This window comes from Allorhizocola rhizosphaerae (genome assembly GCF_003426775.1).
GTDB classification, from domain to species: Bacteria; Actinomycetota; Actinomycetes; order Mycobacteriales; family Micromonosporaceae; genus Allorhizocola; species Allorhizocola rhizosphaerae.
Genome location: NZ_QJUG01000147.1, coordinates 1 through 21407, shown reverse-complemented (window position 1 = coordinate 21407; position 21407 = coordinate 1). Strand labels below are relative to the sequence as shown.

17 protein-coding genes and 2 tRNA genes are annotated in these 21407 nt (G+C 68.2%); 9 read left to right on the top strand and 10 right to left on the bottom strand.

What is annotated here, in order from left to right; translation table 11 throughout:
* Nucleotides 1-908 (top strand): hypothetical protein (locus tag DM816_RS27380; protein ID WP_162907900.1); only part of this gene is annotated, 908 nt, incomplete at its 5' end.
* A 227-nt stretch (nucleotides 909-1135) separates the two neighbouring features.
* Here the strand turns inward: DM816_RS27380 and DM816_RS27375 are convergent.
* Nucleotides 1136-1960: a DUF2382 domain-containing protein gene (locus DM816_RS27375; protein ID WP_117213276.1), complete on the bottom strand. Its 825-nt coding sequence runs from the start codon at nucleotides 1958-1960 to the stop codon at nucleotides 1136-1138.
* A gap of 158 nt (nucleotides 1961-2118) precedes the next feature.
* On the opposite strand from DM816_RS27375, the gene DM816_RS27370 reads away from it, so the two are divergent.
* From DM816_RS27370 to DM816_RS27360, 3 genes are read left to right on the top strand one after another with little or no spacing between them, the layout of a single operon-like run.
* A complete protein-coding gene (locus tag DM816_RS27370) occupies nucleotides 2119-3231 on the top strand; it encodes a sugar ABC transporter substrate-binding protein (RefSeq protein WP_117213275.1) in 1113 nt (370 codons plus the stop codon).
* Nucleotides 3232-3244: 13 nt separating this feature from the next.
* A complete protein-coding gene (locus tag DM816_RS27365) occupies nucleotides 3245-3994 on the top strand; it encodes an ATP-binding cassette domain-containing protein (RefSeq protein WP_246002279.1) in 750 nt (249 codons plus the stop codon).
* A complete protein-coding gene (locus DM816_RS27360; RefSeq protein WP_117213273.1) occupies nucleotides 3991-5163 on the top strand; it encodes a sugar ABC transporter permease in 1173 nt (390 codons plus the stop codon). The genes DM816_RS27365 and DM816_RS27360 overlap by 4 nt, the downstream gene beginning before the upstream one ends.
* Before the next feature lie 45 nt (nucleotides 5164-5208).
* On the opposite strand, the gene DM816_RS27355 is transcribed toward DM816_RS27360, so the two are convergent.
* Nucleotides 5209-5523: a hypothetical protein gene (locus tag DM816_RS27355; protein ID WP_162907899.1), complete on the bottom strand. Its 315-nt coding sequence runs from the start codon at nucleotides 5521-5523 to the stop codon at nucleotides 5209-5211.
* Between the two features lie 76 nt (nucleotides 5524-5599).
* On the opposite strand from DM816_RS27355, the gene DM816_RS27350 reads away from it, so the two are divergent.
* The 3 genes from DM816_RS27350 (at nucleotide 5600) to DM816_RS27340 (ending at nucleotide 9192) form a co-directional block, all read left to right on the top strand.
* The gene (locus DM816_RS27350) at nucleotides 5600-5983 is read left to right on the top strand and encodes an MmcQ/YjbR family DNA-binding protein (protein ID WP_117213271.1); all 384 of its coding nucleotides are present in this window, start codon (nucleotides 5600-5602) and stop codon (nucleotides 5981-5983) included.
* A gap of 344 nt (nucleotides 5984-6327) precedes the next feature.
* Complete coding sequence (locus tag DM816_RS27345; protein WP_162907898.1) at nucleotides 6328-8673, top strand: transglycosylase domain-containing protein; 2346 nt, start codon at nucleotides 6328-6330, stop codon at nucleotides 8671-8673.
* Nucleotides 8674-9000: 327 nt separating this feature from the next.
* Nucleotides 9001-9192, top strand: coding sequence for a hypothetical protein (locus DM816_RS27340; protein ID WP_117213269.1), 192 nt, complete (start codon nucleotides 9001-9003; stop codon nucleotides 9190-9192).
* A 120-nt stretch (nucleotides 9193-9312) separates the two neighbouring features.
* Here the strand turns inward: DM816_RS27340 and DM816_RS27335 are convergent, their stop codons facing one another.
* Entirely contained in the window at nucleotides 9313-10446 is a 1134-nt protein-coding gene (locus DM816_RS27335) for a S1 family peptidase (RefSeq protein ID WP_162907897.1), read from the bottom strand.
* A gap of 155 nt (nucleotides 10447-10601) precedes the next feature.
* Between DM816_RS27335 and DM816_RS27330 the strand changes: the two genes are divergently transcribed.
* Together DM816_RS27330 and DM816_RS27325 are read left to right on the top strand one after the other, a co-directional pair.
* Entirely contained in the window at nucleotides 10602-12782 is a 2181-nt protein-coding gene (locus DM816_RS27330; RefSeq protein ID WP_162907896.1) for a tetratricopeptide repeat protein, read from the top strand.
* A 16-nt stretch (nucleotides 12783-12798) separates the two neighbouring features.
* Nucleotides 12799-14112: a S8 family serine peptidase gene (locus tag DM816_RS27325; protein WP_117213266.1), complete on the top strand. Its 1314-nt coding sequence runs from the start codon at nucleotides 12799-12801 to the stop codon at nucleotides 14110-14112.
* Here the strand turns inward: DM816_RS27325 and DM816_RS27320 are convergent.
* The 7 genes from DM816_RS27320 to DM816_RS27295 all read right to left on the bottom strand — a co-directional run bounded on the left by DM816_RS27320 (nucleotide 14075) and on the right by DM816_RS27295 (nucleotide 21256).
* Entirely contained in the window at nucleotides 14075-15694 is a 1620-nt protein-coding gene (locus tag DM816_RS27320; protein ID WP_117213265.1) for a hypothetical protein, read from the bottom strand. The two genes, DM816_RS27325 and DM816_RS27320, sit on opposite strands and share 38 nt — an antisense overlap.
* A 67-nt stretch (nucleotides 15695-15761) precedes the next feature.
* Nucleotides 15762-15834, bottom strand: a tRNA-Leu gene (locus DM816_RS27315).
* A gap of 80 nt (nucleotides 15835-15914) precedes the next feature.
* Nucleotides 15915-16061, bottom strand: a tRNA-OTHER gene (locus tag DM816_RS42955).
* A 113-nt stretch (nucleotides 16062-16174) separates the two neighbouring features.
* Nucleotides 16175-16906: a DUF7873 family protein gene (locus tag DM816_RS27310; protein ID WP_117213264.1), complete on the bottom strand. Its 732-nt coding sequence runs from the start codon at nucleotides 16904-16906 to the stop codon at nucleotides 16175-16177.
* A 72-nt stretch (nucleotides 16907-16978) separates the two neighbouring features.
* The gene (locus DM816_RS27305; protein WP_117213263.1) at nucleotides 16979-19114 is read right to left on the bottom strand and encodes a terpene synthase family protein; all 2136 of its coding nucleotides are present in this window, start codon (nucleotides 19112-19114) and stop codon (nucleotides 16979-16981) included.
* A 1-nt stretch (nucleotide 19115) separates the two neighbouring features.
* Nucleotides 19116-19883 (bottom strand): bestrophin-like domain, encoded by a 768-nt coding sequence (locus DM816_RS27300; protein ID WP_117213262.1) that lies wholly within the window; start codon nucleotides 19881-19883, stop codon nucleotides 19116-19118.
* The gene (locus tag DM816_RS27295; protein ID WP_162907895.1) at nucleotides 19880-21256 is read right to left on the bottom strand and encodes a DUF6923 family protein; all 1377 of its coding nucleotides are present in this window, start codon (nucleotides 21254-21256) and stop codon (nucleotides 19880-19882) included. The genes DM816_RS27300 and DM816_RS27295 overlap by 4 nt, the downstream gene beginning before the upstream one ends.
* Nucleotides 21257-21407 lie beyond the last annotated feature (151 nt).

The window sequence follows — 21407 nt, the reverse complement described above, 5'->3', positions numbered from 1 at the left end:
CGACCGTCGCCTGGGTCCTGGTGACCGCCGCTTCCGGTGGGCTGGCGGCGGGCGGGCTCGCGGTCGCGGCCGGGTGCGTGTCCGGCCCGGAACGGCTCGCCATCGGCGCGGGCCTGGCTGCGGGCATCGCGGCGAGCAGTCCCGTGCTGGGGCTGCCACGGGCCGAGTCGTGGCCGGGTTTCCTTGTGCACCTTGCGGTTTTCGTGCTCGCGGTGGTGCTCGCGTGGCGGCAGGAACCGCCGCGGGCGGCGTCCGGCACGATCGGTGTGGTCGTGGCGGTGGGTGTCATCGTGATGGCGGGCCTGGTCGCGCGCAGCGCGGCCGTCGAGGAGCTCGGCCCGGGCTCGTGGGCCAGATATTCGGCGTTGGGCGTGGCCGCGCTGGCCGGGCTCGTGCTGGCGTGGCATGCGGGCTCGCTGGGCGGGCTCGATCTGGCCCGGTGGCCGGTGCTCGGATTCGCGCTCGCGGTGCCGGTGACGACGCTGGTTTCCGGCGCGTCCACACCCACGAGCGCGCTTGACTTCGCCGTGCCAATGGGCGCGGCCATCGCCGGCGCCACACTGGCCGCGATCCTTGACAGGCTCGCGCCATGGGAAGCGTTCGGCGGGTTCGCCGCCGCCGCGGGGCTCGCGCTGGGCGAAAGCCTGCTCACGCTTGGCGGGACCGCGTTCGCGCTCGGCGCCGGGCTCACGCGCACGGCGGCCCTGCCCGCGGGCGGTGCGGGCATCGCGCTCGGTCTGGCCGGCATGCTGCTTTCGGCGCAGGCGCTGGGGCCCGTGACGCTGGAGATGCTCAGCTTCACCGGCCCCGCCGCCACCGCCGTCGCCGCACTGGTGGTCGTCGTGCTGTTCGCGCTCTACCGGCCCACCGACCGGCTGTCGCGCGAGCTGCTCACCCAGGCGGCGTAAGCGCGAGCCGCCCAGCCAAGCCGCGTAAAAGCGCAAGCCGCCCACCCAAGCCGCGTAAAAGCGCAAGCCGCCCACCCAGGGCGCGCAAACGCAAGCCGCCCAGTCAGGCCGCGCAAACGCAAGCCGCCCACCCAAGCGACTTAAAGCGCAAGCCGCTCACCCAAGCCGCGTAAAAGCGCAAGCCGCTCACCCAAGCCGCGTGAAGCGCCGGCCGGGGTGAGCAGTGGTCATTGCCGGTACCGGCGTTCCCGATCGGTCGCCGTCTCGGTCCCCTCCTCGACCTCGATCCGCTCCTTGCGCACGGTGCCCCGGACGGGCTGCTCCTCGGTGCGGGTCTCCTTGGTCAAGTGCACCTCCTCGACGGGCACGCTCTCCTTGCTGACCACCGGCCGCTCGGCGTGCAGGGTCATGTCGACGCTCTCGTCGGCGAACTCGTGCTGCGTGGCCCTCGCGGTCCCCTTGACCGGCGTGCGCTCGACGCGTACCTCCTCGTGGCTGATCGGCACGCGGACGTTGACGTCTTCGGTCACCACGTGCTTGCGCAGCCGCACGTGGCCGGTCTCGACCTGCTCCTTGCCGACGCGCAACTGTTCCTCGTAGCGGGTCAGGTTGAGGTTCTTGCCCTTGTCGGCCATGCTCTGCGCCGCGGTGTCCCGCTGCGCCGTGGTCTCGCTACGCCTGAGGTTGGCGGCCTGCTGCTGCCGGCGGTCACCGGTGTCGCCGAGCCGGCTGCTGTAGGGCATGTTGTAGTACCGGTAAAGCTCGGCCGCGGACCACTCGCTCAGGTGACCGGACTCCGGCTCGATCTGCGGCGCGTCCTTGACCTGCTGCTTCGATGCCGAGATGCGCAAGGTGCCCTCCGACAGGGTGGCGTCCCGGTCCAACGGCGCGAGGCTCTCCGTCATGCCGAACATTCCCGTGCGCACAGCGACCCACGCGGGTTGGCCGGTCTGGTCATCGACGTAGATCTGCCCGACCGACCCCACCTTGTCACCGGTGCGGTCGATCACCTTGGCGCCCGAAAGCATCTGCACTTGATCTCTGCTGATCATCGCTTCCCCCTTGTGATCCGTCTGGCGGCTTCGGTCCCTGACATACCCACGGTGACCTGGCGAAATCCGGCTCACCGATGAGTTGTGGCCGGCCGGGAATGCGGGCAAAACGCTCCGAAATAGCCGGGTTTTTGGTAAATGCGTGTAATTCTTGATCCATGAACAGTGTGCGCAAGCCTGCGCTCGTCCTAGCTGCCCTGCTCAGCGGTGTCCTGGCAGTGGCGAGCGGCTGCGGCGGCGGGGGCGGTGGCAACGGCACGACCACCGGGAGCGAGAGCGTCCAGAACGGCTTCAAGATCGGACTCCTGCTGCCCGAATCGAAGACCACCAGATACGAATCCTTTGACCGGCCATACATGGAGGCCAAGCTCAAGCAGCTGTGCCCCAAGTGCGAAATCCTTTACCAGAACGCCGATCAGGACAGCGCCAAGCAGCAGTCGCAGGCCGAGGCCATGCTGACCCAGGGCGTCAAAGTCATGATCCTCGACGCGGTCGACGCCAAGGCGGCGGGCGGCATCGTCACCAACGCGGTCAACCAGAAGGTACCGGTCGTGGCCTACGACCGGCTTGCCAGCGGCCCGGTGACCTACTACGTGTCATTCGACAACAACAAGGTCGGACAGGTGCAGGGCCAGGCGCTGATCGACGCGCTCAGCGCGGGCGGCGACCCGAAGCGCGGACAGATCGTGATGATCAACGGCTCACCGACCGACCCCAACGCGGCCGACTTCAAGGCGGGCGCCCACTCCGTACTCGATGGAAAGGTCAATATCGGCCAGGAGTACGACACGCCCGACTGGTCGCCCGACCAGGCACAGGACGAGATGGAACAGGCCATTACCGCGATCGGCCGGGACAACATCATCGGCGTCTACGCGGCCAACGACGGCACCGCCGGTGGGGCGATCGCGGCCATGAAGGGCGGCGGTTTCACCACCATCCCGCCCGTGACGGGACAGGACGCCGAGCTCGCGGCCATCCAGCGAATCCTCGCCGGGGACCAGTACATGACCGTCTACAAGGCCATCAAGCCCGAGGCCGAGACCGCCGCCGAGATGGCGATCGCCGCCGCGACGGGCCAGGACTACACCGCCCAGGCGACGGTGCCGAAGAACAACGGCACCAAGGACGTCACGTCGGTCCTGCTGACCCCGGTCGCGGTGACCAAGTCCAACATCAAGGACACGGTCATCAAGGACGGCTTCTACACCGCGGCGCAGATTTGCACCGCCCAATACGCCCAAGCGTGCGCCGATGCCGGAATCAGCTGAGCCAATCCTCGCAATGAGCGGGATCTCCAAGCGGTTCGGCGCGGTGCAGGCCCTGACCGACGCCGAGTTGGAGGTGTACGAGGGCGAGGTGGTCGCGCTCGTCGGCGACAACGGCGCGGGCAAATCCACGCTCATCAAGGTGATCGCCGGGGTCGGCCCAGCCGACACCGGTGAGATCCGGTGGCAGGGCAGGCCCGTGCACATAGCCAAGCCGCACGACGCCACCGAGTTGGGCATCGCGACCGTCTATCAGGACCTGGCGCTGGCCGACAACCTTGACGTGGTCGCGAACCTGTTCCTCGGGCAGGAGCGCGTGCGCGGTGGGATGCTCGACGAGGTGGGCATGGAAAGGCAGGCACGCGAGCTGCTCACCAGCCTCTCCGTGCGGATCCCGAGCGTGCGCGTGCCGGCCGCGGGCCTGTCCGGCGGGCAGCGCCAATCCGTGGCCATCGCCCGGTCCCTGCTCGGCGAGCCTCGGGTCGTGTTGCTCGATGAGCCCACCGCGGCGCTCGGCGTCGCGCAGACCGCCGAGGTGCTCGATCTCATCGACACGCTCAAGGCGCGCGGCCTGGGCGTCATCCTCATCAGCCACAACCTGGCCGACGTGCGGGCAGTGGCCGACCGGGTCGTCGTGCTGCGCCTCGGCCGCAACGCGGGTGAGTTCCGGGCCGACGAGACCAGCCAGGAACAGATCGTCCAGGCGATCACCGGAGCACTGGACAACCCGGTCACCCGGCGGAGTGCCAAGAAAGAAAACCCATGAATCTTCTCGGTACGGCGAAAGCCCGCGTGAAGTCGGGCGAGCTCGGCGCGTGGCCCGTCATCATCGGCCTGGTGGTGATCTGGATTGTGTTCCAGACGCTCAACGACCGGTTCCTCACCCCGCAGAACCTGTCCAACCTCACCCTGCAGATCGCGGCCACGGGCACGATCAGTGTGGGGGTCGTGCTGGTGCTGCTGCTCGGCGAGATCGACCTCTCGGTGGGGTCGGTGGCGGGCGTCGCGGCGGCCACGCTGGCCGTGCTGGCGGTGCGGCACGGGTGGGGTGATGTCGCGGCGATGGTCGCGGTGCTCGTGCTCGGTGCGCTGATCGGCGTGCTGCACGGCACCATCTTCGCCAAGCTTGGCGTGCCCGCGTTCGTCGTCACGCTGGCCGGAAACATTGGGTGGCAAGGGCTGCAGCTGTTCCTGCTCGCTCCACAAGGGACGATCAACCTGCCGTATCAGGGGTTCATCGCCAACCTCACGCACACGAACCTTCCGCCTGCGGTGGGCTGGGTTGTGGGCGCGCTTGTGGTGCTGGCGTATGCCGCGGCCGTGCTCGTGAACCGGCGCGAGCGCACGGCCGCGGATCTCCCGCTTACGCCCGTGCGGCAGGCGGTCGTGCGCATCGTGGGGCTGGCCGTCATCGTGGGCGCGACGGTCGCTGTTCTCAACGCGTGGCAGGGCGTGCCGGTGGCGCTGCTCATTCTCGTCGGGATCGTGGCGGTCATCGATCTCGTCCTGCGCCGCACGCGGTACGGGCGCAACATCTTCGCGGTCGGCGGCAACGCGGAGGCCGCGCGGCGGGCGGGCATCAACATCACGGCCATCCGCATCTCCGTGTTCGCGCTCGCGTCGTTTCTGGCCGCGCTCGGCGGGATTCTCACCGCCTCGCGGGGCTACTCGGCAGGGCAGTCGACGGGCGCGGGCGACGTGCTGCTCGTGGCGATCGCGGCGGCGGTCATCGGCGGGGTCAGCCTGTTCGGCGGGCGCGGCAGCACGTACGGCGCGCTGCTCGGAAGCGTCGTGCTCGGCTCGATCACGTCGGGCATGTTCCTGCTCCAGCTGGAATCGTCCATCCGCTACATGATCACGGCCGCCGTGCTGCTCGCCGCGGTCATCCTGGACGCGCTGTCGCGCCGGGGCCGTCGCTCGCACGGTCGGGAGTAGGGGTCACAAACTCCAGCACGGCACGTGTGTAGGCCCTCTGGTTGGTCATCGTTGACCCAGAAGCCGAAGGGCGGCCGCTGCCACGCGCAGGCCGAGCAGACGCTTGCCCGGCGCCGTGCCGGTGCGCCTCTCCAGGACGGCGAGCAGGCCGATCGACCAGAGCAGGGCAGGGTCCACATGCCTTCGATGAGGCTGGCCCACTCGGTGCGCCGCATCGCCAGGCGGGTCCGGCCGCTGGCGGTGATGAAGCAGTGCTTCCGCGTAACGCCGGCCGGTGTCCAAAATGGACAAAACCGCGAGCTCGGTGGTCCCGCAGGCAAGCTCCAGCCGGATCCGGTCGAGTCCGGGGTCGTCCACCACGGAAGCCTCCTATGACCCGATACCTCGGGTGACAAGGCATCGGTCCGGTGTCGGTGGGTCGGTCTATCGTGAGGGCATGGCGACATGGGAGGACGTGCGCAGGATCGCCCTCGGGCTGCCCGAGACGACCGAGCGCGACGATTCGCTGCAGTGGAAGGTCAAAGACAAGCTGATCGCGTGGGAGCGCCCGCTGCGCAAGGCCGACCTGGAGGCGCTCGGTGATTCGGCGCCCGACGGGCCCATCCTCGGCGCGCGGGTGCCCGACCTCGGGGCCAAGGAGGCGCTCCTGGCCGACGACCCCGCAGTCTATTTCACCACGCCGCACTTCAACGGCTACCCGGCGATCCTGGTCCAGCTCGACAAGATCAGCAAGCCCGAGCTGGAGGAGCTGCTTGTCGAGGCGTGGCTCGCCCAGGCGCCGAAGCGGCTGGCCAAGCAGTTCCTCGCCGAGCGTCAATAGCCCGGCCGCCACAAAATCGCGCCAACCTCGTTTCGCGCGACGCCTCCACCCACACCGCATAGGCCAACCGCCCCGCGGTCGCACGGCGGGTGCGCGTCACTGCCTCGACAATCACCAGCAGCGTCATGGCACACGCTTCCATCCGGCCAAACTTGAGCCGCGCCAGTCCTCGACCCAGTCGCACGGCAGCGACTTCAACCACGATTTCCACGTCACCGCCGACGGCGATCAGGATTGGCGACCGTTCCAGCATGCCCGCCTGCGCTATCCGGACGAATATGACCAACCCGAGTCGTGACAAAAGAGCGTGCAACTTTCACGCCCACTCACGCGTCTTGCTATTCGTGGTCAATCTGATCGGCAAACTCTCACAGCTGCTGCTGTGCGCCATCCTTTCCGGCGCCGTGCTGGCCGCAGCGATTTTTCCGGTGCTCGCCGCGACGGGCCTGATGGCGAAGGCTGGAGGTGAGACGTTCGCCCATCTGCCCGACGAGCTGACGGTCAAGCGGTCGCCGCAAAACACCTATGTGTATGCGTCTGATAACAAGACTCTGATCGCGGTCATGTTTGATGAAAATCGCAGCGATCTGCCGCTGTCCGACATTCCGGTGATGGTGCAGCAAGCGATTCTCGCCGCCGAGGATCAGAAGTTCTATGACCACAACGGCGTGGACACCAAGGCCATGGCACGGGCGTTCATCACCAACCAGACCTCGGGCGAGGTGCAGCAGGGCGCGTCGACACTCACCATGCAGCTGGTCCGGATGTCGCTGACCTACTCGCTGGACAACACGCCACAGGGCGTCATCGAGGCCACCGAGAACACCAACCGGCGCAAGCTGCTTGAGGTGAACTACGCGCTGGCGCTGGAACGGCGGATGTCCAAAGAGGACATTCTCGAAAAGTATTTGAACACCGCCTATTTCGGCAGCCGCGCCTACGGCATCTTCGCCGCCAGCCAGGTGTACTTCGGCAAGCACCCCAAGGATCTGACGGTCGCGCAGGCCGCTTTCCTCGCCGGGCTGGTGAAGTTCCCGGGCAAGCTGGACAAGGCGTCGGGCCGGCAGGAGGCCGTCACGCGGCGCAACTACGTGATCGGTGAGATGGTCCAAATGGGACACCTCACGGCGGAGCAGGGCGCCGAGGCCAGAGCGGAGGAGCTGAAGATCTCGGATGCCAAGACGCCCAACGGGTGCGTGCAGGTGCTCACCAACCACTGGGGCTTTTTCTGCGACTACTTCCACCGGTGGTGGCTCAAGCAGGAGGTGTTCGGCGGCACCGACTACGACCGCGAGCGGCAGCTGCGCTCCGGCGGATTCCGCATCCAGACCACATTGGACGTCAATGCGCAGCAGGCCGCGTTCGACAACGCCACCAAATACGCGCCGATCGGCGAGCCGCAGGCGCTGATGCTCTCGGCGATCGAGCCCGGATCGGGTAAGGTGCGCGCGCTGGCCGTCAACCGTCACTTCAAGCTCGACACCAAGGGCGAGAACGGCCAGCACACCAACCCGGCCGCCGCGCCCGGCACCAAGGGCACCTATCCCAACACCACCAACCCGCTGCTTTCGACAGACCCCTCCTTCCAGGGGTACCGGCCCGGCTCCGTGATGAAGATGTTCACGCTCATCGCCGCGCTGGAGAACGGGCTCCCGCTGGACTATGTGATCAACACCCAGGCGCAGGCCGTGTCGAAGTACCCGTACAAGAAAGATCCCAACTGCGGTGGCATGTGGTGCCCGCCCAACAGCAGCTCCAGCACACCGATCGGCCCGCACAACATGTGGTCGGGGTTCGGCCTGTCCGTCAACACCTACTTCGTGCCGCTGTTCGACATCGTCGGCGGCGACAAGGTGATGGACACGGCCCGGCGCATGGGCATCACGTTCTACAACGACCCGGGCACCGAGGACGACGACTTCGCCAGCTCGACGCAGAGCGCGAGGATCTGGTCGCCGTTCACGCTCGGCATCTCCACCCATCCGCCGCTGCAGATCGCCAACGCGTTCGCCACGCTCGCCGCCGACGGCCTCTACTGCGAGCCCACGCCGATCGAGGCCGTGTTCAACAACCGGGGCGAGCAGCTCGCGGTCGGCGCGCCAAAATGCAACCAGGCGATCGACCGCGAGGTCGCCCGCGCGGCCATCGACGCCGGGCGCTGCCCGGTGGGCGACCGGGGCGGCCTCGGCAAGTGCACCGGCGGCACGGCAAGCGATTCGCGGGGCATCATCGGCAAGCCCATCTTCGGCAAGACCGGCACGAGCGACAACGAGAGCACCGCGACCCTGACCATCGCCACCAAGCAGCTGGCCATGTCGGGCTTCCTGGTGGATCCGGACTGGCCCGACACCACGCAGAAGATGAAGCACAAGGGCGACCGCGGGATCAACCCGGCCGTGCAGCACGCGCTCGCCGCGGCGGTGCGGGATCTGCCGGACGTGCAGTTCCCCGCGCCGAAGACCTCTCGGCTCATCACCGGCCCGCAGGCGGCCATCCCGGACGTCACGTGCAAGCCCATCCCCGAGGCGCAGGCCATGATCAAGGGCGCGGGCTTCAAGGCCGAGGTGGAATCGCGGCGGCCCGTGCCTTCGCCCTGCCCTGCCGGCACCGCCGCGGGCACCAGCCCGACGGGCAAGACGCTGCGCAACGGGGTGGTCGTCATCCACGTCAGCTCGGGAGTCCCGGGATAGGACCGACGCAAGCGGCGGGAGGGCCCGGCACCGGGGTTGCCGGGCCCTCCCGCACAAGCTGTCCTTGTCATGCCGCTGCGCTTGATGACCCGGGAGGTGGATCTTCCGCGACTGGAGTCGCTCGCCCGCGCTCGGCTCACTCGACGCAACCAAGAGGTGGAACGCCCGGTCGGTCGGGAAGCTGTGTCCGGATTCGACCCGGTCCTGGTCTGAGCCTGAGCAACTGCTCACGCGACGCTCCCGGCTTGCGTAATGATGGCGAGAGCGCTCGCGCGATCGGTCCAGGTGTGGGAGGGTGGAGAAGCCCGACAAAGACGGGAGTGAATCATGTTTGAGGACGCCAATCCACCCCTCGAAACTCCTCGACGTCTCGTGTTCCGCACGGGTGCCGACCAGCCTTGGGATCCGGAGGACCTGGCCGTCGCCTGGGGCATGGATCCCACGCCCAAAAATGTTGAGCGGGCGCGGCGGGAGCTCGAGCAGTGGGGCCCGGCCGCGATCGAGAAAACGGTGCCTTAACAGGCTGATCCAGCGATAGCGCCGGACGGGTCGGGTGGGCCGTCCGCGGGTGATTCGCGTGCCCGCGCACGCGAAAGAGTGCCGACGCGAGGAAAGCGCCGGCACCCGCTTGCGGTGACCCTAGAAGTCCACGGTCCAGCCGGACTGCTGAAGGTAGTGATAGGAGTGGAAGTAGGCGGGATTGCTTCCACCGATGATGATGCCGCCGATCTTCAACTGCCCGCCGACGTACGCGATCACTGCACCGCCGCTGTCGCCGGGCCGCGCCATCGCGCCGCCGAAGTCGGACTGCAGCACGTCCAGGAAGCATGTCGTGATGCCATCGCTGAACGTGACGCATGAGTCGATGGCCGTGACAGTGCCCTGGCACGTCTCGCCGGACGTGGCCCCGTTGGTGCAGAACTTGCGCCCGACGAGCGACAGGTACGTTCCCGTGATCGGCAGACCGCTCGTGCTCGTGGCCGAGCCCGTGTACGTCCAAGGCGTGTATGTGCTGCCGCCGATGTACGCGTAGTCGAACCTGTCCTCTGTCAGCTCGCTGAACACCGACCAGCCCACGTAGTCACCGTTGTTGTACCAGTTGGTGCCGTACGGTCCACAGTGCCCGGCCGTCACGAACCGCTTCCATGTCGGCGTGGTCGTGTTGCGGATGACGTACGCGGCCGTGCACCCGCCCGTGCTCGCGTTGATCCGGATGCCCGCCGCCCACGGCTCGAAGTCGTCGGTCCGTGACGATGCCCGCTTCTCCCGCGCCGCCACGTGCAGCTCGACCAGCTCACCGAACTGCGCCTTGACGCCCTGCTCGACCTCCGGGGTGAGCTGCGTGACCCCCACCGACACAATGTTGCGCTCGACGTCGACGAAGTGCCGCGAGAGCACCTTCTTCAGCGCGGCGTCCCGCTTGAGCCGGTCCCGGACCGCGTCGAGCTCCCTGAGGCTGCGCTTCACCTCGACGAAATCGACCTTGCTCCGCTTGCCGCCGTCCACTTTGACACCCGTGTGCTTGGCGAGCTTGGTCTTGGCGTTGATCAAGCCGGCCGCTCCCGCGTAGCGCACGGTCAGCTTGCCGTCCCCGTCGACGCTGATTCCGCCGAATGTCGCGCGCTCCTCCGACACCGACAGAGCCAGCGCGTCGACCTTGGACTCGTCGACCGTGACGCCCTCGGCCGCGTTGGCCGCAGCGACGTGGCCGAAACCGAGCACGAGCAGTGTTGCCAGGGCGAGCGTGGTCAACCGGCGATGACCTGTGTGCATGTTCCCTCCCTTTGCAGTGACGATTGGTCGCTTCAGCGTCGGGGGCGCCCGCCCGGGTCGAACGTTCTGCGAACGAATCGCGAAAGAAGTGCGGAGGTTGATAAAGAGCCGACAGAAGCGTGCTTTATATCGACCCAAACATCTACGTTCGGGCCGTGGCGCGGTTCAGCAAGGACAGGTGGCCAGCCGACGGACCCGTGCTCGCCCTGTTGTCCTATCTCGACAGCCTGCACGCCGGGGCGGGCCGGCCGTCGCTAGCCGAGATGGGCCGGGCGGTCGCGCTCGCTCCGAGCACACTTTCGGCCTTCTTCACCGGTGCCCGCCTGATCGGCCGGGGCAACCTCGAACTGCTGGTGGAGCACCTCGACGGGGATATCGAGCGCGCCGAATCGCTGCGCCGCCGGGCGGTACTGGCATGGAACGCTTCTCAGCAGGAGGCCGCGCCGCGGGAGCCGGCGGCCGAGGTGATGGATGAGCAGCTGTCGGCCCGGCTCGAAATCGTCCTCTACGACACGCCGGTCAACAAGCTCAACCGCCCGGAACAGCTCATTGGCCGCCGGGACCTCGCCGACCAGATCTCGCCGCTGCTCGACCGGGGCGCGCAGGTGCTGCTGTACGGGATGGCCGGCAGCGGCAAGACCGCGCTCGCGGCGACCCTGGCCGACCAGCGCATCGAGGCGGGCACGGGTCCGTATCTGTGGCTGCGCCACGGCGTGGCAGATCCCGACCTGGTGCTCGACGCGCTGGTTCGCGGCCTGACGCCCAAGCACAGCGAGCGCGGCACGGGCGACACCCGGGTGCTCGCCGTGCGCGACCTCATCGGGCGGCTCGGGCTCGGGCTGTGTGTCATCGATGACGCGTGGCAGGCCGAGGCGCTGCACACGCTGCTGCGCGCGATGCCCGACGGCCTGCCCGTCATCGTCACGTCGCGGCTCAAACTCGGGCTGGACCATCATTTCGAGGTCGCCGGACTGTCCGCTGTGGATGGTGTGCGCCTGCTTTCCTTGCACGCCAAGGACGAAGCCTGCCTGAGCGAGCCGCAGGCCGCCCGGCTGTGTGCCGACCTGGGCCACCATCCCTATGCGATTGAGATTGCCGGGCATCATCTGCGGCAGTACGGTGCCACGCCCGGCGAGCTGCGCGCCCAGATCACCGACGCGCCACACGACCTGGCCATGCCGGGCGGGTTCGCCGCCTCTGGCCGGGAAAGCATCAGGCGCCTGCTCGACAACACCTGGTCCACTTTGGACGACGCCTTCGCACGCGACGTGTTGCGCGCGTTCGGCGCGTTCCACAGCCCCGGCGCGACCGTCGATCTGCTGGCCATCCACCTGAACGCAGACCCGACACGCGTCCTGGCCGGGCTGCACGCGCTCGTGGACCTGAGCCTGGCCAAGCGGCTGCCGGGAAGCCGGTACTACGCGATTCACGACCTGACCCACAGCTACGTGTCCATAAAGGACAAAGATTTGGCGGCGGTCGGGGAGTTCGTCAAACGCTACCGCGCCGATCACGACCTGCTGGAGTCGGAGATGTCCAATGTGGTCGCCGCCGCCGGGCGGGCGCGTGAGTGTGATCCGGACGCGTTTCTCGACATCGTCGAGAGCATCGCGGGCGGCGGATATCTGGACCTCAAGGGACACACGTTCGGCGTGCTGCGGCTGCTCGACGACGCGATCGACCTGTTGCGCCGCGGCGGTGACGTGCCACGACTGCATCTGCTGCTGAGCAAGCGCGGCAACGCCCACTACCACCAGGGCGACCTGGAGTCCGCGCAAGAGTCCTATCAGGAGGCTCTGGATCTCGCGCCCACCGTACAGCGAAAAGTGGTGCTGCTGAGCGTGCTCGGCAAGGTGCTGTCCATGTTGGACAGACACGAGCAGGCGGAGGCACACTTCGACCAGGCCTACGCGATTGCCGACGACAGGGCGCTGCTGCACGTGCTGGAGCAGCACAACGTCGCGGCCTTCGCGCGGCGCGACTATCGGCGGGTGCGCGAACTCACCCTGCGCGGCATCGGCATCGCGCAAAACCTCGGGATGCGGCGGTTCGAGGCATTCTTCCTCAACAATCTGGGCACCGCCGAATTCGAACTCGGCGTGTGCGCCGCCATCGAGCGGCACGAGCAGGCGCAGGCGATCGCGCTGGCCACCGGCGACGACAATCTGCTGGCGCTGACCCATCACGCGCTCGGCATCGACCGCCACGCCCAGGAAAGCGCCGTCACGGCGCGCAAACATCTCAGCGAGGCGTTGCGTCTCTACGAAAAGCTGGGCCAGACCGAGCGGCACACCGGGCTGCGCCAGATGATGAACGACTTCGGCTACTTCAACTGACCGGGAATGGGGCAGCATGCGCATGATCGGGTCCGCGATCGCACTCCTGCTCGCGGCGACGCTCGGGGTGGTGGGCTGCACCGAGCCCGCCGCACCGGCCGAGGACATCGGCAATGTGGCGATTCTTGTTATTGACAATTTTCAGGAGGTACCGGCGAGGCCCACGGAATTCTCGCCGGCCGCCAACTGTCCCTACTCCCCTGAGGACGTCAACGTCGTCGGCGACCAGGGCGCGGGCGATGACCTGCCCGACGGCGAATCCCACGGCAAGGCCGTGTACAACCTGCTGGAGCAGCAGCTCAACACCACCGCCGGGCTGACCACCGCGACGGCACGACCAAGGGCCGACTACGGTCTGGACTCCGCGGCCGGGATCACCCGGCTCAGCGAGTGGTCCTATCGCGACAGTGTGGTGCTTCTGGTCGGCATGGACCACGACCGCAGCACGACCGGCGACATCGCCGACCGGCTGCGCGACACGGTCGGCGCGATGCGGGCGAGCAAGGTGAAGTTCAGCCGGTTCGTGCTCAACATGAGCTTCGTCATCGCGCCGTGCAATGTCGCGCAGTGGCTCAAGGAGATGGGCCGGTTCAGTGTGGCCGAAATCCTCGCCAACTATCAGGCCCTCATCGACGCCCATCCGGGTTTGCGGCGGTTCCAGAGCGCGCTGGACGACCTGGTGCGTGACGCCGACGGGCGCGAGGAACGGATCCTGCGCGCCGACCCGGCCGACGGCCTGGAGCCCATCCGCAGACGCGCTGCGGTGAGCGAGTTCTACGGCCAGATCATCAAGCAGAACGAGGGCCAGGTGCGGGAGCGCACGTTCAACGACCCGCTCAAGCTGATCATCGAGGGCGAGTTCGGCGTCAAGGAGCTGCGCGTGATTCCCGTCGCGGCGGCCGGAAACGGGGTACTGGTCAGGGACGACACCGGATCGCTGCCAAGGCGTGTGCGGTTCGCGTTCCCGTTCGCGCCCGCCGTGTGGAACGCGGTGCTCAGTGTCAGCGCGAGCCAGAAGGCACAGGGGTCGCGAGCCTTCTACTCCAACAGCGGTGAGGTGGTGATGGACGGCAGCTGGGCCGTGGGCTCGGCCGGCATGCAGGGCACGTCGTTCGCCGCACCGCGCCTGTCGGCCCGGCACGCGGTCTATCTGCTGACCGGCGGCGAGGCCACGTGCCAGGGGCACCTCCCGGCGCTGGGCTACACCGACTCGGGACGGACCGGGCAGGTGTGGAACGATCTGCAGCTGCCCGACGCCGCTGCGGCACACTGCACCGACTTCATGCGGCGCGTCATCCCGGCCTCGCCTCGCCCGGGGCCAACGACTTGAGCAGCTGGGACTCCACTGCGGACAGCGGCGGGCACTGCGCCATGCTCGCCGCGTGTTCGGGCACGCAGTATGCGGGCAGCCCGACCAGGAGGTTGTGCCCGTAGACCAGCACGGCGAAGTGGGCGAAATCGCGGCGCTGCACCGGTTGGCCGAACTGACGCAGCGCCGCGTCGACGGTGCGCCGGCCGGCCCCCGACGTGTCGATGACCACGAAGCGGGCGTCATGCTGCTGCGGGTCATACCACTGGGCGCGCGAACCCCACCGGTACGACTTAATCTCGTCGCCCTGGATGACCGGCGCCACCAGCAGATCGCCACCCGATATCAGGCTCAGGTCGCTGGCGTTCCAATAGCCGCCGATGCCGTGGGACAGGCGCTCGGACTCCAGCCAGGCGACCAGGTCGCGCTTGGGGTCGACGCAGGCCGGGGCGGCGGCCTGCCAGACGAACAGCGCCGTGAAGAACACGAGCACGGGACTCAGCACGAGCGCCGCCTTGCGCTCGGCGAGCCAGTCGGCGCAGACCCGGCCCGCGAGCGCGGCGCCCAGCGGCAGCACGACGCTGACCTGCCGCACCGACATGAGGTCGGTGGGCAGGGTGGAGGCCACGAACGCGGCGAGGTTGAGCACGATCGCGAGCGCCAGGATCTGGGTCACCCGGTTGCCCAGCGGGCGGCGCAGCAGGGCCACGAGCGTCGCGACGACCGCGGCGAGGACCAGCCCGAGCCCGGCCAGGCGCACGATGGCCGCGGCGAAGTGCACCGGGTCATCGGCGTCGGGCAGGTATCCGCCGAAGTTGGCCGCCGTGACCACGGCGAGCAGGCGCAGGTGCTCGGGCCAGTCGGTCAGCGGCGCGAACTGGGTCGGCGGGGCGTGCGTCGAAAACCCGCCCAGCGCGGAGATGACCGCCAGCGCGCCTCGTCCTAACAGGACGGAAGCGGCGGCGGCCAGGAGCAGGTGCGCGTCCGGGCCGCGGTAGGTGCGCGCCCGGATCAGGCGATATGCCGAGACCAGGGCAAGCGGAATCGCGCCGATGTAGAACACGAGCGGATCGGCGATCTGCCCCCACGCGAGCAGGACGGCCATCGCGAACGGGACCCAGCGCGCGTCCTTGCCACGGTCGAGCACGAGCCACATGAGCAGCAGCGGCACGCCGGTGCCCAGATGGTTGGGGCCGCCGAAGACCACCAGATAGCTCACCCCGGGCAGCGGGAGCATGATGATCGCCACAGCGACGCCCATGCGCACCAGCGCGGGGCGCCCGGTCGCGTCGCCCTTGGCCAATGCGGCAGCCAGCACGACCAGCAGGGCGTAGGTCATCGCGGCGGCGACCCGGAAGACGTTTTCATGCAGCCCGAGCACGGCCTCGATGAGCGCGTATTGGATCAGCTCGGTGGTGTAGAACGACACGTCCGTCACGGTCCAGCCGCTCAGCAGCGGATTGCCGTGCAGCATCTCCCACGCCTGCAGCGCGTTGCTCGCGCCGTCGGCGTTGATGGGCATGGTCTTGGCCATCTGGAAGTAGCCGAAGAAGGCGCCAACCACGCCGAGAGGAACGAGTATCCGGCTGGCGATGAACGACACGCGCCCATTTCTACCACGTTCACGCCGATAGGTGGGGGCCACGCCTACCCAAGCGTGGCCCCCGGGTTTCTGATAGCAGGACTCGAACCTGCAATCATCGGTTCCTAAGACCGACGCGCTTCCAATTGCGCCATATCAGGTCGGGCCGCAACCGATAACACGGTCGGCACGGATCAGATTGAGTGGCCCCCGCTCTGCCATTGAGCTACGCCCGCGCGATTGGAGCGGGCGGGAGGACTCGAACCTCCAACTTGGTTACCGTCGTCCGTGCTCGTCGATTTACCGGTCCAGCCGTCTGTTCAATCTGGAGCGATAACCTCAGATTGATGTCGACCGCCGGTGCCTCTACCAGTTGGGCTACCCCCGCAGGTGGAGCGGGGGGCGGGATTCGAACCCAGCACTGTGCCGGCCGGTCGGGTGAAGCTCAGGCTGAGTTTCAGCTTGTGCTCCCACCCCTTTCGGGGCGTCTGTGGGCCCGGCCTACGAGAATACGTAGCCGAGCAGTGCGTTGCCGACGTTCACATCGGTGACCGTGATGCCGTTGGCCTCCTCGCGCGCCTTCTTCACCGCCTCGCTGAGCTTGCCGACCCGCTCCAGCATGTCGGCGACCTGCTTGGCCGGGATCGCGCCGGAGAACTTCACGGTGGTCCAGTAACCCACGATGACGTCCTCGTGGTAGACCTCCACCTGCGCCGGGTGCTTGTCGGTCGCCTCGGCCTTGACGTGGTTGCGCGGCACCTTCTTGGTGCGGGTCGTCTTCACCGGATCGGTCGCGTAGGCGCCCGCCTGATCCGACCACGTCCACACCTCGGCCGGGTCGAGCACGGGCAGCTTGCGCACGAACGTGGCCAGATCGACCAGCTGCTTCTCCAGGAACAGCAGATAGGTCGCCGGCACGTCCTTGGCCAGGGTCACGCCATCGACCACGATGTCGGCCTTGGCCGCCGTGTTGGCCTGATCCTTCGTGGCCACCACGTCGAACATCCGGGTGAGCGCCTTGCGGACATCGCCGATCAGCTCACCGGTGCGGATCTGCACCCGCGTGGACTCCGACGGCAGCTGCTCGCCCTCGTCGTCGCGCGGCTGATAGGTGCGCGCGATGCCCGACAGCTGCGGCGCCTTCTGCACGCCGTGGTAAGCCTGCGTCAACGCGTTGGCCGCGTCCGTCTTGACGCCCTTTTCGATCGCGATGATCTGGTTGAGTTTGGTCACTGTCCCTCTCCCCGGTGTGCAAGGCGCCCAATCTAGCACCGTGCCCGGCAGCGCACGCAACCGGAAAAACCCTCAGGCCAACCGGATCGCCTCGGCCAGACGGGCGGCCGAGGTGCCGAGGCCGGTGGGGGTTTCCCAGGGGAGGCGGGCCGCGGGCACGGGCACCTTGCCGGGCTCGCGGTAGCGGCTGGTCATGCTGTGCCAGCGCAGGATTCCGGCCATCCAGTCCCTCAATCGCTCGATGTAGTCTGCCATCGCCGCACGCGCGCCCGAGTCGAGCTCCAGCTGGTCCATGACGGCCGGGAGGTCGGCCGCCGCGAGGTGTTCGAACTCCGCCCGCCGCTGCTCGATGAGCCGGTTGACGGTGTCCAGCGCCTCCTGCCACGAGCACTCCAGGAACGTGCGCGCCACCAGCACCACATTGTGCAGCTCCCCCTCGCGCTGGATCTCCTTGCGCAGCGAGTAGATGTCGTTGATGAAACACCCGACGTCGGAGGCTGCGTGTTCCAGCGACGTCATGGGCGTCGTGCGCAGTACGGCCGCGGGCACGTCATCCCCCAGCCAGAGCCGGTTGAGGCTGATCGTCAGGTCCGCACCGAACGTGAGCCGCCGCATCTCCACATAATCGATCGGATCCGGAATCCGGTGCTGCGTATGGTTCTGCAGCTCCCACAGCCAGCTGTCGGTCATGTCCAGCACGGACCGCCGCAGCACCCTCCGCATGCGCGGGGTCATGCCGGGAATGGTGCGCTGCCACAGGTCGCCCAGCGACCGCTCGACCGGGTTGACCGGCTCGGCCGGCGGGTCGGTCTCGCCCAGCGGCATGAACAGGCCCATCCGCTCGGTGAACACCTTGGCGCCCAACAAGTCTCGCGTCCGGCCGTACACCATCGGGAAATAGTCGTCGCCGTACGTGCCCCAGATCAGCCACTCGGTGCTCAGCTCCAGCTGCTCCGGGGTCGCGCCCGGGTCGAACGTCGAGGAGGCCAGCACGATGTCGTAGCCGCGCAGCTCCTCTTCCGTCCAAATCGGACCGTCAACCAGGCCCATCCGCTTCGACCACGCCATCGAGGCGCGCCGCGCATACTCCTCGTGCGGATTAATCCTCACTTCGTACGGCATATTGATGTCGGGCAACCGGATCGACCCGACCACCTGATAGGGCAGATGCGTGAAGCTCCTGATGCGCTTGAGTCCCAAAGCATTCAGGCCCAGCCCAGTCCCGCCGCCCTTCGTGTACCGGCTGGAGCGCATGTGCCACTCGTGCCCACCGGACTGCCAGTCCTGCAGTCCCTTCACATAGGCAAGCACCGCCACCTGCTCGACCGGACCGACGGCATGCTCGGCGAACAACGGCGCAAGCTCAGTGAACACGGTGTTCTCGAACTGCTGCAGGCGCGAGGTCAGCAGGTCGTTGACCGCCTCGGCCGCGCGCTGCGGATCGCACCCGAGAAACCGCTCGAACACCAGCACCCCGTTGCTGAGCTCACCCTCGTCGAGCACCTCCCGCTCGTAGGAGAACAGGTCGTTGCGCAAATGCACCGCGTCGGCGAAGCAATCCCGCAGCACGCGCATCGGCCGCGACGCCGCGATCACCGCGGGCACCTCCGCCCCCGCCGCGTGCTCGACCAGGTTCGCCGACCACGGCGCCCCACCGACCTTGCGCCGCATCTCGATGTATTCGATCGGGTTGGCGACCCGCCCCTCGTTGATATTGGCGAGCTCCCACATGGACTCCTCCAACAGATGCCGCGTGCTGGCCACGAACCGCTCCCGCCACGCCACCGACATCGTGGGCACCGTGCGGACCCACAGGTCGGTCAGCCCGCGCTCGATCGCGTTGGTCGGCTCCTGCGTCACGACCCCGTCGAGCGGCATGAACGCGGGCAGCCGGTCCAGATAGGACGCCGCGCCCGACAGGTCGCGCGTGCGCTTGTACACCTCCAGGAAGTGGTCGTCGAAGAAGAACACCCACACGTACCAGTCCGTGATCAGGTCCAGTTCGGTGGCGTCACAATCCGGATGAGTGTAGGAGCACAGCAGGGCGTAATCGTGTGCGTCGAGGTCGGACTCGTCCCAGACTCCCGAGCCTTCAAGCATGCCCATGTCGCGGGCCCAGGCCTTGGAGTGTCGGCGCGCGCCCTCGAGGTGCGAGTTGAGCCGTGCGGGGTACGGCAAATAGAAACTCGGCAGTCGAAAGGGTGGCATCTCAGCGTCCCGTCTTCAGTTGGCTTATCGCTGTTTCGAAGCTATCGGGGCCCACGGCGAGGCTGCGGCTGTACGGATACTCCAGCTGATAGAGCACAAACAGCAGCAGCGCGATCATCCCACCGGCCACGGCCATCATCAGCCCGTTGGGGAACGTGCGCTCCAGCCCGAACAGATAGAAGAACATCACGCTGATCAGCCCGCCGATGATGAGGATCGGCCAGAGCGGGCCGGGCATACCCTCCGCGGCGGCGGCGATGCGGGCCCGGCGGGCGCTTGCCGCGTCGGCGATCTGCGCGCTCAACTGCTGATGCGCGGCTCGCTGCGGCTCGTCCGCCGGATTGACGGCCGACACGCGCTCGCGCAGCCGGGTGAACCGCGCCTCGGTCTCGGGCGCGGCGGCGCGCCGATCGCGCAGGCTCGCCCATTCCCGGTCGACGACGTCGCGCAGGTAGGCGCCGATGAGCGCCTGGATTTCGGTGCGGTCGGCGGGTGCGAGCCCGTCGGCCGTCCACGACGCCTCGATCAGGCTGTCGGCTTCGCGGTCGGCGCTCTGGCCGGCGTCGGTGCGCGGCTCCCACACCGCGATGGCCGCGAGCGCGATCAGGATCGCATACACCATCCCGATGGTCGCGTAGAGGGCGCCGGCCGCGTCGGCGTCGGCCACCAGCCAGCGTTCCGGGACCTTGCGCGATATCACCACGAAACCGATGACCGACAGTGCCGCCGCGGCGACGACGACGATGCTGGCGATGACCGCGATGTTCATCGAGAACTCCTTCTCCTGGCGGCGCCTCGCGCGACGACGACGATCGCGGGAATGAGCATCCCGGTGAACAGGGCAAGCGTCAGCGGCAGCCGCGGCGATGGTTTTTGTTTCGCCTCGATGACTTTGGGCGCCCGCGCGATCGCCGAAGCCGGCGGTGCCGGTGAAGCCGAGGGTGACGGCGACGGTGGCTGCTCCCCCGCCGGAGGTGGTGTTGCCGGCGGGACAACCGGCGCCTGTGGGGCGCGGGGCCGGACTATCCGGATTGGATAGTCCTCCACCCCGCCCCCGCTGGCCGTTCCGGTCGGGTGTACCGTGCCCGCCTTCCGGCCGTACAGGCGCAGCCGCAGCCATGCCCGATCCCCTGACGCGCCGACGACGACGCTTGGCCAGTGCAGCGAGACGACACCGGTGGACGTGACCGTGGTCGTGACCAGTTCGGAAGCGCCGAACCGGCCGTCGAGGTCGAAGTCGTGCCAGGCCGCGAGCAGCGCGGGCCGCCCGGTGGTGTTGGTGACGGACACGTCCACGCCGAACGAGGTGGCGTCGGCGGGAACGCTCCCCGGAGACGCGGCAAGCGTCAGTTCGCCGACGTGGGTGATCGTGTGGCGGGCGCTGCCGTAGCTGTCCGGTGCGGTGCTGTAGTCCCACTCCACCGGGCAGCCGGCGGCATCGGACGTCCCACTGTGCAGGCCCGGGTTCGTCACGGTGAACCTGGCGGGATTGCTCAGTGGCATGTGGTACATCCGACCCGTGCCGTTGTGCAGCGCGTGCAGGGTTCCGTGCATGTCGACGGCCACGGCGCCGTAGCTGTCGGTCAGCGGCAGCAGCCCGAACGAGAACACCCGCGCCACCTCCCCACTGGCCGGATCGACGCGCACCAAACTGGTCTGCAGCAACCCGGTCGCCAGCCCGTAAAGCTTGCCGTCGGCCGGATTCACGTCCCAGTCGTCCACATCGATGTGTGCGGACAGGCCGACCCGGCGCACCACGGCCAGGCTCGACGTGTCGACCGCGACCAGCTCGCCGCCCGCGCGCACCAGCCACCTGCCCCCGCTGACGGTCGCCGCGTTCGCTCCGGCAAGCCCCGCCGGTGCGGCGCCCCGATCCGTGACCGTGCCCGCCCGGTCGACATTCACGACCCGCCCGCCGGACAGTCCAATCAGGACATCCGCGCCCGGCACGTAGCCAGCCGCGTTCAGCGTCACCGGCAGGCGGGCCACCGGCTCGGACCGGTCACCGAACTCGTCGAACTGGCGCAGGCGCTGGCCGTGTACCAGATAGAAGCCGTTACGGCAGGCCGGCGTGGGCTGGGCCAGCGGGCCGACGGGCACGGCGAGGATCGGCACGAGCAGCATGGCGACAAACCCGGACACGACCGCGCTCAGCAATCGCGGTCCGCGCTCAGCCGCGCCAGCGCGATCAGCTCCGCCGTGCGCGCCTTGGGGCCGGCCGCCCGCAGGCTCTGCAACGCCCGGCCCAGCAGCTCGCCCGCCAGCTGCGCGCAGAACGCCCGCCCGCCGGCCC